10 protein-coding genes are annotated in these 11655 nt (G+C 72.1%); 7 read left to right on the forward strand and 3 right to left on the reverse strand.

Annotation, left to right across the window (positions count from 1 at the left end):
• The first annotated feature begins 2 nt into the window (after window positions 1–2).
• Together JSX79_RS16485 and JSX79_RS16490 are read left to right on the forward strand one after the other, a co-directional pair.
• Window positions 3–575, forward strand: coding sequence for an AAA family ATPase (locus tag JSX79_RS16485; protein ID WP_229087173.1), 573 nt, complete (start codon window positions 3–5; stop codon window positions 573–575).
• A gap of 38 nt (window positions 576–613) precedes the next feature.
• Window positions 614–2449, forward strand: a complete 1836-nt coding sequence (locus JSX79_RS16490; RefSeq protein ID WP_229087174.1) for a thioredoxin domain-containing protein — start codon at window positions 614–616, stop codon at window positions 2447–2449.
• 54 nt (window positions 2450–2503) lie between these two features.
• Here JSX79_RS16490 and JSX79_RS16495 read toward each other — a convergent pair whose 3' ends face one another.
• A complete protein-coding gene (locus tag JSX79_RS16495; protein WP_229087175.1) occupies window positions 2504–2881 on the reverse strand; it encodes a hypothetical protein in 378 nt (125 codons plus the stop codon).
• A gap of 305 nt (window positions 2882–3186) precedes the next feature.
• On the opposite strand from JSX79_RS16495, the gene hrpA reads away from it, so the two are divergent.
• The 5 genes from hrpA to JSX79_RS16520 are packed head-to-tail and all read left to right on the forward strand — an operon-like array spanning window position 3187 to window position 10161.
• Window positions 3187–7047, forward strand: coding sequence for an ATP-dependent RNA helicase HrpA (hrpA, locus tag JSX79_RS16500; RefSeq protein WP_229087176.1), 3861 nt, complete (start codon window positions 3187–3189; stop codon window positions 7045–7047).
• Between the two features lie 17 nt (window positions 7048–7064).
• On the forward strand, window positions 7065–7838 hold the full coding sequence (locus JSX79_RS16505) for a CPBP family intramembrane glutamic endopeptidase (protein ID WP_229087177.1): 774 nt from the start codon (window positions 7065–7067) through the stop codon (window positions 7836–7838).
• Window positions 7835–8203, forward strand: coding sequence for a VOC family protein (locus tag JSX79_RS16510; protein WP_229087178.1), 369 nt, complete (start codon window positions 7835–7837; stop codon window positions 8201–8203). The genes JSX79_RS16505 and JSX79_RS16510 overlap by 4 nt, the downstream gene beginning before the upstream one ends.
• A 6-nt stretch (window positions 8204–8209) precedes the next feature.
• A complete protein-coding gene (locus JSX79_RS16515) occupies window positions 8210–9508 on the forward strand; it encodes an HAD-IA family hydrolase (RefSeq protein ID WP_229087179.1) in 1299 nt (432 codons plus the stop codon).
• Window positions 9505–10161 (forward strand): CatA-like O-acetyltransferase, encoded by a 657-nt coding sequence (locus tag JSX79_RS16520; RefSeq protein WP_071296078.1) that lies wholly within the window; start codon window positions 9505–9507, stop codon window positions 10159–10161. Before JSX79_RS16515 ends, JSX79_RS16520 begins: the two co-directional genes overlap by 4 nt.
• A gap of 25 nt (window positions 10162–10186) precedes the next feature.
• On the opposite strand, the gene JSX79_RS16525 is transcribed toward JSX79_RS16520, so the two are convergent.
• Window positions 10187–10858 (reverse strand): DUF4166 domain-containing protein, encoded by a 672-nt coding sequence (locus JSX79_RS16525; RefSeq protein ID WP_070418084.1) that lies wholly within the window; start codon window positions 10856–10858, stop codon window positions 10187–10189.
• Window positions 10855–11484 (reverse strand): SRPBCC family protein, encoded by a 630-nt coding sequence (locus JSX79_RS16530; RefSeq protein WP_139199300.1) that lies wholly within the window; start codon window positions 11482–11484, stop codon window positions 10855–10857. Before JSX79_RS16530 ends, JSX79_RS16525 begins: the two co-directional genes overlap by 4 nt.
• Window positions 11485–11655 lie beyond the last annotated feature (171 nt).

Here is an 11655-nt window from a genome sequence, read left to right on the forward strand (position 1 = left end):
CCGTGCCCCGCACCGAGGTCCTCTTCATCGGGGGCAGGTCCGGCGTGGGCAAGTCGACCGCGGCAGAGGCACTGCACGACCTGCTCGTCGCCGCCGACGTCCGGCACGCCGTCATCGAGGGCGACTTCCTCGACCTCGCCCACCCCGCGCCGCACGTCGAGCACCCGGAGGCCCGCGTCGCCGAACGGAACCTCGCCGCGATGTGGGCCCGGTACCGCGAACTCGGCCACCACCGGCTCGTGTACACGAACACCGTGTCGGTGCTGGAGCAGGACGCGTTGGCCGAGGCGATGGGCGACGACCCCGTCGTGACCGCCGTGCTGCTCCGCGCCGGCGACACGACGACCGCGGACCGGCTGCGCCGTCGTTCCGGTGGGCACCTCCGCGAGGCGCAGCTGGCGCACAGCACGCGGACGGCCAGGAGGCTCGACTCGGCTGTCCGAGGCGACGTCACCCGGGTGGACACCGACTCCCGGTCGCCGGTCGACGTGGCCGCGCAGCTCGCGTCGCTCGTGGGCTGGGTCGGTCTGCGGCAGCCTGTGGACACCGCGGATCCGTCCACAGATCGCGACTGAGGGCAGCGCACCCAGGACGGTCGAGGCAGGCTGGACGCATGACCGACAACCGCCTCGGCTCCGCCGTCAGCCCGTACCTCCGCCAGCACGCCGACAACCCGGTGGACTGGCGTGAGTGGGGCCCGGAAGCCTTCGCCGAGGCCCGCGAACGCGACGTCCCCGTGCTCGTGTCGGTCGGCTACGCCACGTGCCACTGGTGCCACGTCATGGCACGCGAGAGCTTCTCCGACCCGGGCATCGGCGAGCTGCTCCGCCAGGACTTCGTCGCGGTGAAGGTCGACCGCGAAGAACGGCCGGACGTGGACGCCAGCCTGATGGCCTCGGCGAGTGCCTTCACGCCGCAGCTCGGCTGGCCCCTGACGACGTTCCTCACACCGGACGGGCACGTGTTCTTCGCGGGGACGTACTTCCCGCCGTCGCCCGTCGGGCAAGTGCCGGCGTTCCGGCAGATCCTGGCGGCGGTGCTCGACGCGTGGACCGAGCGCCGGCACGAGGTGGACGCGAACGCGAGTGCGATCGCGGCGGCGATCCGGCAGGGGGCCGAGGCGGACCGGACCGCCCGCGGTGGCGCGGACGGTGGCGCGGACGAGCCGCGCCTCCCGAGCGTCGACGACGTCCGAGCCGTCGTCGACCAACTGGCACAGGCCGAGGACACCACATACGGCGGTTTCGGCGGTGCCCCCAAGTTCCCGAGCGCGCCGCTGCTCGAGTTCCTGTCGGACGTCGCCGCCGACGACGACGCTCGGGCGTCCGCACTGCTCGAACGTTCCCTGCACGCGATCCGCGCGAGCGAGCTGACCGACGCCGACGGCGGGGTCTTCCGGTACGCGACCAAGCGCGACTGGTCGGTGCCGCACTACGAGCGGATGCTCTACGACAACGCGGGACTGCTCGCGGTGGCCGGGGCGGAGCAGGCCCGGGGCATCGCCGACTTCCTGCGGGACACGCTCCGGCGTGCGGACGGCGCGTTCGTCGCGGCGCAGGACAGCGAGTCCACCGTCGACGGTCGGCGGGTCGAGGGCGAGTGGTACCGACTCCCGCTCGACGAGCGTGGGCGGCTCGATCCTCCGCCGCTCGACGACCAGGTGCTCACCGGGTGGAACGGCCTGGCGATCCGGGGGCTCGCCATCGCCGGGGCCCGCCACGGGGACGCCGAGATGATCGAGCTCGCACGGGGTGCGGCCGACGCGATCGTCGCCGGACACCTCACGGACGGACACGTGTCGGTCCGGTCGAGCACTCCGCGCGGCGCGTCGACGGCGGCGCCCACCATCGAGGACGTGGGACTCCTCGCCGAAGGACTCCTCGAACTCGCCCTCGTCACCGGGGAGCTCCCCTACGCCGACGTCGCGCGCACGCTGGTCGACGACGGCCTGGCCGGTCGGTTCGACACCGACCCGGTGCTCGCGGCAGCCGGCACCGCCACGGGCGAGCAGCCGCAGACCGCCATGCGCTCCGGCACGGTCGCACTCGCCGCGGCCGCCGCGACGCTCGCCGCGCTGACCGGCAACGAGTCGTACCGGGCGGCGGCGCTGTCGCTCGTGGCCGACCGGGCCGTCACCGGGACGGAGCGGCCGCTCGGGCACGCCGATGCCCTCGGGGTCGCGCTCGCGCTGCAGCGTCCCTCGCGCGAGGTCGTCGTGGTCGCGTCGGACCCGGACGACCCGATCCGTGCGGCGGCCCGCGGCGCTCGGCGTCCAGGGACCGTCGTCGCCACGGTGACACCGGCACAGGCGGCCGACTGGTCCACCGCGGGCTTCACGCTCTTCGAGTCCCGCGACGGACTCGACCCCGCCGGGTACGTCTGCCACGACCGGGTGTGCGCCCTGCCCGCGCGGTCGGTCGACGAGCTCACGGCACAGCTCAGCGCGTGACCAGCTCGCGGCCCGACCGGCCGCGACACCCGGAAGCGGCGGAGTCAGGGGCGCTCAGAGCCGGCCACGGGCGATGCGCCCGGTCCGAGCGAGGTTCCCACGGACCTCGGTCGCGACGACAGCGAGCATCGCGACCGTGCTGGCGACACCCCACACAACGGCGGACAGGCGGAACGACCAGTCATCGGACGCCCACGGGCCGGCCGCGACCGACGACCAGCTGAACGTAGCGGCTATGAAGAGCACGGCGGCGAGCGCCGTGCGAGCGAAGCTCTTCCCGCTGAGCTGCCCGGTGAAGACCGACGAAGGGCCGAGCGGCGCCGACATCGACGACCACGTGACGAACGCCTCGACGATGGCGTGCCGTGCACGGAGGACTCCGATCCCCACCCAGATCGCCGCTCCCAGCAGCAGCGAGGCAGTGATCGCCACTACGACGACATCCGGACCGCTCCGAGCGCCGCCGACCCCGGACAGCACCGCGCCTCCGAGCACCGCGAGTGCGACCGAGACCGTCCCACCCCAGAACCGTCGGCCGGTGCTCAGTTCCGCGTCGAGCGTCCGGACCGCGGCCAGTGCATCCCAGGGCCGCTCCCGAGCGGTTGCCGCTCCTCGCACCGCACCACGCGCGCTCGGGCGGATCCACACGTGCACCGGCCGGTTCCTCTCCTCGGCGATCGAGTCCGCACGACAGGCTAGCGACCCACCGACCCCCGGCGCGGTATCCTGGAGGGCTCATGTCTGCCACCCCCGTCATCACGTACCCGCCCGAACTGCCGGTGTCGCAGCGGCGGGACGACATCGCTGCCGCCATCCGCGACAACCAGGTCGTGATCGTCGCCGGTGCCACGGGTTCGGGCAAGACCACCCAGCTGCCGAAGATCTGCCTCGAGCTCGGACGTGAGCACATCGGGCACACCCAGCCCCGGCGGATCGCGGCCCGGACCATCGCCGAGCGCGTGTCCGAGGAGCTCGGGGGCGAGCTCGGCGGCCTCGTCGGGTACCAGGTCCGCTTCACCGACAAGGTGTCCTCCGACACCCGGGTCAAGCTGATGACCGACGGCATCCTGCTGAACGAGATCCACTTCGACCGCGACCTCAAGCGGTACGACACGATCATCATCGACGAGGCGCACGAGCGGTCCCTCACCATCGACTTCCTGCTCGGCTACCTCAAGCGGCTGCTCCCCCGTCGGCCGGACCTCAAGCTCATCATCACGAGTGCGACGATCGACCCCGAGTCGTTCTCGCAGCACTTCGGCGGGGCACCGATCATCGAGGTGTCCGGCCGCACCTACCCGGTCGAGATCCGGTACCGGCCGCTCGTCGCGGAGGACGCCGACGACGCCGACCGCGACGACGAAGGCGACGAGGACGATCCGCGGACGGACGACCACGGCGGGCGCACGGCCGACGACCGCGACACGATGCAGGGCATCACCGACGCGCTCGACGAACTCGCGCAGGAGGACCCGGGCGACGTCCTCGTGTTCCTCTCCGGCGAGAACGAGATCCGCGACGCGCAGGACGCCATCGAGGGCAAGCGCTACCCCGGTACCGAGGTCCTCCCGCTCTACGGTCGCCTGTCCGCCGCCGACCAGCACCGGGTCTTCGAGCGGCGCACCACACCGGGCATCAGACGCCGAGTGGTCCTCGCGACCAACGTGGCGGAGACGAGTCTGACGGTCCCCGGCATCAAGTACGTGATCGACGTCGGCACCGCCCGCATCTCGCGCTACTCGCCGCGGGCCAAGGTGCAGCGGCTGCCGATCGAGGCGATCTCGCAGGCGAGCGCGAACCAGCGCTCCGGTCGCGCGGGCCGCACGAGCGCCGGCATCGCGATCCGGCTCTACTCCGAGGACGACTTCGAACGCCGTCCGGAGTTCACCGACCCCGAGATCCTGCGGACGAACCTCGCGGCGGTGATCCTGCAGATGATCTCGCTGGGGTTCGGTGACATCGAGGCGTTCCCGTTCCTGCAGCCGCCGGACTCCCGGGGTGTGAAGGACGGCCTCGACCTGCTCCGCGAGCTCCGAGCCGTCGACGCCGCGGGCACGATCACGAAGACCGGCAAGCAGCTGACCCGGTTGCCCATCGACCCCCGGCTCGGACGCATGGTGCTCGAGGCCGGTCGGCAGGGCGTCGGGCGCGAGGTCATCGCCGTCGTCAGCGCCCTGAGCATCCAGGACCCGCGCGAGCGCCCCCTCGAGAAGCGCGCGCACGCCGACCAGTTGCACGCCCGGTTCGCCGATCCGACGAGCGACTTCCTCACCCTGCTCAACCTCTGGAACCACATCGAGGACAAGCAGGACGAGCTCTCGTCCAGTGCGTTCCGCCGCCTGTGCAAGGCCGAGTTCCTGAACTACCTCCGCATCCGCGAGTGGCAGGACCTGTACCGGCAGCTCTCCCGCGCGGCGAAGCAGGTCGACGTCCGCATCGGGCAGGCGCGCTCCGACGACGGCGACGCGGTGCACCGTTCCCTGCTGGCCGGACTCCTCAGCCAGATCGGTCTGCGCGACCGTGAGAAGCGCGACTACCTCGGCTCGCGGAACACCCGGTTCGTGGTGTTCCCCGGCAGTGTCCTCGCCAAGAAGCAGCCGGACGCGGTGATGGCCGCCGAACTCGTCGAGACGAGTCGGCTCTTCGCCCGGACGGTCGGTCGGATCGACCCGGCGTGGGTCGAGCCGCTCGCCGGAGACCTCCTGAAGCGCACGTACGGTGAGCCCCACTGGGAGAAGAAGCAGGGTGCGGCGGTCGCCTACGAACGGGTCACCCTGTTCGGCGTCCCGATCGTCCAGCGCCGCCGCGTGCAGTACAAGCGCGTCGACCCGGAGCACTCGCGTGAGCTCTTCATCCGGCACGCGCTCGTCGAGGGCGAGTGGGACGCGCAGCAGGCGTTCGACCGCGACAACCGCCGGCTGCGGCGCGAGCTCGAACAGCTCGAGGAGCGCACGCGTCGCCGCGACATCCTCTTCGACGACGAGCGGGTCTTCGAGTTCTACGACGCCCGCATCCCGGCCGACATCGCGACCACGCGCGACTTCGAGGGCTGGTGGCGGCAGACGAGGCGCGAGCAGCCGGACCTGCTCACGATGCGCCGGTCGGACCTGCTGGACGAAGACGCGGCCGAGGCCGCACAGGACCAGCAGGAGTACCCGACCCAGTGGCGGAGCGGCGACCAGCGCCTCGCGATCAAGTACCGGTTCGAACCCGGCGCGCAGGACGACGGCGTGAGCGTGCAGGTGCCGCTCGCGCTGCTCCCCCGCATGCGCGAAGAGGGCTTCGACTGGCAGGTGCGCGGCCTCCGCAAGGAGCTCGTCACGGCGCTCATCAAGTCCCTGCCGAAGCAGATCCGGAAGAACGTCGTCCCCGCTGCCGACTGGGCCGAGAAGATCGTCGCCGAGCTCCCCGACGACGCCCCGACCGAGCCGACCGAGTCGTTCCGCGCCACCCTCGCCAAGGCGATCCAGCGCATGACCTACGTGCCGGTGTCGGAGTCGGACTTCGACCTCTCGCGGGTACCGGCCCACCTCCTGCCGACCTGGGCGGTCGTCGACGAACGCGGCCGTCGGGTCGAGGCCGGCAAGGACCTCTCGGCGCTGCAGACGAAGCTCAAGGACCGGACGCAGCAGAGCGTCGCCTCGGCGACGACGCGCGCCGCAGGGCGTCCAGGAGGCGCGGCTCGCGTCGCGTCCGCCGCCTCCGGTGGCGCGGTGGAGCGGTCGGGGCTCACCGCCTGGCCGTCCGACGACCTGCCGCAGGTGCTCGACACGAAGCAGGCGGGTGGCGTGATCCGCGCCTACCCGTCCCTCGTGGAGGAGGGCGACGGCCCGAAGGCGACGGTCGGCGTCCAGCTGCTCGCGACGCCGTCCGACCGGGCCGTGCGGATGCCCGCGGGTGTCCGGCGGCTGGTCATGCACGCGGTGCCCTCGCCGGTCTCCTACATCCAGTCCCACCTGACCGCGCAGGAGAAGCTCGCGCTCGCCGCCAGTCCGTACCCCTTCACCGCGGCGCTCTTCGACGACGTCCTCGCGGCGGTCGTGGACGCCGGGATCCGCCGGGCGCACCCCGACGGGCTGGTGTTCACGAAGACCGACTTCGAGTCCGTGCGCGACACCGTGTCCGCGACCGTCGTCGACACGATGTTCACCGCCGTGTCCGAGGTCGCCGCGGTCCTCGCCGCGCACCGGGCCGCGGAACGGTCGCTCAAGCAGGCGAACTCGATGTCGCTCCTGCCGGCGCTCACGGACATGCGGCAGCAGATGGAGCGGCTCGTCTTCCCGGGGTTCGTCTCGGTCGCCGGACTCGATCGTCTCCGGCGCATCCGGGTGTACCTGCAGGGTGTCGACGCACGCGTGCAGAAGCTCCTGCAGAACCCCGGCCGAGACGCCACGTGGATGCGCGAGGTCACCGTCGCGACCGACCGGTACGTCGACGCGGGCGGCACCTTCCCGCCGGCCGTCGGAGCGCACCCGGAACTCGTGCACGCCCGCTGGATGCTCGAGGAGTTCCGGCTCAGTCTGTTCGCGCAGGAGCTCGGCACCGCCGAGACGGTCTCGCTGCAGCGCATCACGAAGGCGCTGGCCGCCGCCCGTTGATCCGCTAGCCTCGGGGCATGGTGGGGACGACGGCAGGGCCGGAATGGGTGCAGGCGCGGTACGGCAGGGCGATCGAGCGCAGGGACGGGCGGGACTTCCCGTACTACGACGGTGATCCGCTGCCGTTGTCGATCCTGCAGTGGGTGGCGGTGATCGCCGCGTGTGCCGTCGGGTTCCTCGTCCTGAGCTTCACCCCCGCGGCGGACAACGTCCAGTCGCTGGTCCCCCGGTTCCTCTTCGCCGCGATCCCCCTCGCGGTGTTCATCGCCTTCACCCGGCGGCAGTGGTCGCGGATCTTCCAGCGGACCACGGGGCGGGACGTCCTCACGATGGTGGGGTTCGCGGCGGCGAACCTCATCGTGACCTTCGCGGTGGGCATCGTCGTCAAGTACGTGTTCGGCGCGAACTCGAACGGTGCGACGGACGGCATCCACGGCGCGGCCGAGGTGACGGCCTTCTACGTCGGCACGGCGATCCAGCTGTTCGGCGAGGAGCTCTTCTCGATCCTGCCGTTCCTCGCCGTGCTGTCGTTCTGCGCGCGCGGCGGGATGTCGCGGAAGGGCGCGATCCTCGTGGCGTGGCTCGTGACGGCGGTCTGGTTCGGCGCCGCGCACCTGCCCACGTACGGCTGGAACCCCGTCCAGGCGTTCCTCGTCATCGGTGTCGCACGGCTCGTCCTGACGCTGGCGTACATCCGCACGAAGAACATCGCCGTCAGCACCGGCGCGCACATCATCAACGACTGGGTCCTCTTCACCTTCGCGATCGTCACGGCGGGAGCACTCCTGTGATCGGCACACTCGACGTCATCGTCCTCGACTGCGCAGACCCTCGCGCGCTCGCCCGCTTCTACGCCGAACTGCTCGGCGGCGAGATCGTCGGCTACGACGAGGAATGGGCCGAGGTCGCCCTCCCCTTCACGGACCACCGGCCGATCCTCGCCTTCCAGCAGGTGGCGGAGTACCGCGCCCCCGAGTGGCCCGGCCAGGACGTCCCGCAGCAGAGCCACCTCGACGTGAAGGTCGACGACCTGGACGCCGGCGAGACCGCGGTCCTGGCCATCGGGGCGACGGCGACGGGCTCGGGGACGGACACGTTCCGCGTGTACCTCGACCCGGCCGGGCACCCGTTCTGCCTCATCCGTCCGAACGACTGACGGCTCGTGACGGGCATCCGCGCGGTCCTGTTCGACCTGGACGGCGTCATCCGGCACTTCCACCCGGAACACGTCGCGGCCATCGAGCGCGCGCACGACCTGTCCCCGGGAAAAATCGAGGCGGTGGCGTTCGCCGCACCCCTGATCGACGAGGTGACGACCGGCCGGATCACCCGGGCAGAGTGGGTCCGGGCCGTCGGCGAGCGCATCGGCGACCATGACGCCGCCGAGGCCTGGGGCCGACAGCCGTTCACCCCGGACGCCGAGGTACTGGCCCTCGCGGACGAGCTCCGCGCCGCCGGGTACACGACGGCGGTGCTCACGAACGGCACGGACGGCATCCCGGCCGAGGTGGCCTCGTTCGGCCTGCACGACCGGGTCGACGCCGTGTACAGCTCGCACGAGATCGGGTTCGCGAAGCCCGACGTCCGGGCCTTCCGGCACGTGCTCGACGCGCTCGACCTCGACGGACCCGAGGTGTTCTTCACGGATGACTCGGAGCGGAAGCTGGCCGGGGCGGAGGAGCTCGGCATGCGGGTCCACCACTTCACCGGGGTCGACGGACTCCGTGCTGCCCTGCGCTCGAGCGGCATCGACCTCACCGACGCCGGTGGATCCACCTACCGGGCCCGCATCGACCTGCTCGCGGAGGCGGTCGACGGCTTCGAGGGGGTGCTCCGGTCGGGCGACCACCGCGCCGTTGTGCCGTCCTGCCCGGGGTGGACGCTGGCGGACCTCGCGGGGCACCTGACGGACGTCCACCGCTGGGCCCTCGGCCAGCTCACCGGAACCGAGCAGGAAGCGCCGGAGCCCGCCGACCTCGCCGACCGGTTCCGCGCCGGCGCGGACCGCCTCGTGGCCGCGCTCCGCGGGCGCGCCGCGGACGCCGCGTGCAGCGCGATCTACCCACCCGACACGGCCGGCACGTGGGCACGACGGCAGCTGCACGAGACGACGATCCACCTGTGGGACGCGCAGCAGGCGGTCGGGGGCGAGCCGCGCCTCCAGGCCGACACCGCGGCCGACGGCGTGCGCGAGGTGGTCGCTGACCTGTACCCGCGCCAGGTGCGCCTCGGCCGCGTCGAGCCGTTGTCGCAGACCGTCGTGTTCCGGTTCCCGGACGCCGACGGCGAGGCGGAGCTCGTCGGGACGGCGGGTGACGGACCGGCAGTCCGGGTGACGGGGCGGGCGGAGGACCTGCTGCTCGTCCTCTGGGGCCGGCGTCCACTCGACACGGTCGCCGTGACGATCGGCGGAGACCGTTCGGCACTCGACCAGGCGCTCGCGACGAAGCTGGTCCCATGACCGAGCTCCGCCCCGTCGACCTCGACCGCTGGCCCCGACGCGAACACTTCGAGCACTACCGCGACCGGGTGCCCTGCACGTGGGAGATGACCGTCGAGCTCGACGTCACGGACTTCGCCGAGACGGTGCGCGCCACGGACCGCCGCACGTACGCGTCGCAGATCTGGGCGATCGCGTCGGTGGTGAACCGGCACGCCGAGTTCCGGATGCAGCTGCTCGACGACGGGTCGCCCGCCGTCTGGGACGTGGTGCACCCGATGTTCACCGTGTTCCACCCCGACACCGAGACGTTCTCGGTACTGACCGTGCCGTACGACGACGATCCGGCACGCTTCCACGAGGCCGCGGTCGCCACGATGGAGCGCTACCGGGACGACCACCGGATGTTCCCGCAGGAGGACCGCCCGCGGAACGTGTTCGACATCTCGACCCTGCCCGGGGCGTCCTTCACCGGGTTCGCCCTGCACGTGCGGGACGGCTGGGACCACCTGCTGCCGATCTTCACCATCGGCCGGTACCGGTTCGTCGAGGGACGCACCCTGATGCCGCTCGCGCTCCAGGTGAACCACGCGGTCACGGACGGCTTCCACGGGTCCCGGTTCGTCGACGAGCTCCAGACGGTGCTCGCCGAGGCGGGGTGGCTCCGCCGCTGAACGCCCCTGGTGCCCGCCGCCGCGGTCAGGTCCGGAGTTCGGTCCGCCGCGGCTTCAACCGCTCGGGGGCGTCGGTCGCCGGCGTCCACTCGCAGGTGAACGTCCCGCGGTAGCCGAACAGGAACCCGAAGACGCGGTTGTGCACCTCGAGGTCGACGTGGAACGCCTGGTCGTCGTCCGACCACCACTCGTGGAGGGTCGCGCGACCGCTGAACAGCATCGGGAAACGGAACGCGATCGGCCCCTCGTAGAACCGCTGCGCGTCCGAGGTCAGGACGAGGCCACCGCGGTCGTCGACGGTCAGGTCGAGGTCCACCGCGAGGTGCTGGTGGGAACCGAGGTAGTCGAGCACCCGGCCGTCGACGAGCACCATCGTGGCGTCGAACCGAGCGGTCCGCCCGGGCTTGGTCGTGTAGGTCCGGACGAACGTCACCGTCTCGCGGCCGTACCGGTCGCGGTAGGGGTAGTTCTCGATCGTGAACGGCACGTCCGTCCCGACGTCCGGGACGAGGATGTTCCGCAGTCGCCCGATCTGCAGGAACGGCACGGTCCACCACGGTCCCCGGCGGATCGACGTCATGACGCCGCGGCCGGTGCACGCCTCGGCGGCGTCGAGACCGACGCCGAACCTGCGGCGCATCTGCGGGTGCAGCCGCTGGAAGTCGGCGCCGAGCGCCTCCTCGAACACCGAGCTCATCGGTCGCCTCCCGGGTCGGGCAACGCTGCCAGGGTGGCGGGCGCGTCGTGCAGCTGGTCGCCTCGCCGGGTACCACCGACGGGCGCGCGGCGGGTCTTGGAGGCGCGGGGCCGGTCCCGCCGCCACGGCTGCAGCACCGAGGTGAGCGGCCAGGCCTCCGGCTCGGCCCCGCCTTCCAGCCAGATCCGGAGCCGGTCGAAGCTCCACGCGGTCGCCCAGCCGAGGAGCGGCCGGACCACCAGGTCGAGCGGGCCCCAGCCGGAGTCGTAGTCGTAGCCGGTGACGAACCGGGTGCGCCCGTCGTCGGTCGGGACGTACCGCCAGTAGCCGCGGCCGGCCCGGATCGGCGACAGCCGGTCGTCGGTCGCGAACCGGAGCGCCGACGTGCGGGTGCCGTCCGCCCGACGTCGCTCTCCGATGCTCACGCCGGTGCCGTGCACGTCGTGCACCGGGGAGCGCCGGACGTACGTGAAGCGGGCGGCACCGTCGGCGTCCGCCGGCTCGGGGACGATCTCGGAGAAGCGGACGTCCCACCGGACGTGCTGCTCGGGGTCCTGCGTCGCCGCCCACACCCGGTCGACGTCCGCGTCGATGATCGTCTCGACGTAGATGCCGCGCTTCCCCACAGCCCGAGCGTAGGGCACGGAGCGCGCCGGGTTCGGGCAATCCGCGCGACCTGTGACCGTTCCGGTTCGCGATCCCCGGGTTCCGCGAACCGGAACGGTCACGACCGGAGGCGGATGCGGACGTCCGTGAGCCAGCGGGGTCCGGTGGGGGGTGGGCGCGCCGGTCTGGGG

This window comes from Curtobacterium sp. GD1 (assembly GCF_020882855.1).
Taxonomy (GTDB): Bacteria; Actinomycetota; Actinomycetes; order Actinomycetales; family Microbacteriaceae; genus Curtobacterium.

Bases quoted from the DNA above. Each gene is read 5' to 3' on its own strand.
- JSX79_RS16490 (WP_229087174.1), top strand. From the start codon at position 614: ATGACCGACAACCGCCTCGGCTCCGCCGTCAGCCCGTACCTCCGCCAG.
- hrpA (WP_229087176.1), top strand. From the start codon at position 3,187: ATGTCTGCCACCCCCGTCATCACGTACCCGCCCGAACTGCCGGTGTCG.
- JSX79_RS16505 (WP_229087177.1), top strand. From the start codon at position 7,065: ATGGTGGGGACGACGGCAGGGCCGGAATGGGTGCAGGCGCGGTACGGC.
- JSX79_RS16520 (WP_071296078.1), top strand. From the start codon at position 9,505: ATGACCGAGCTCCGCCCCGTCGACCTCGACCGCTGGCCCCGACGCGAA.
- JSX79_RS16525 (WP_070418084.1), bottom strand. From the start codon at position 10,858: ATGAGCTCGGTGTTCGAGGAGGCGCTCGGCGCCGACTTCCAGCGGCTG.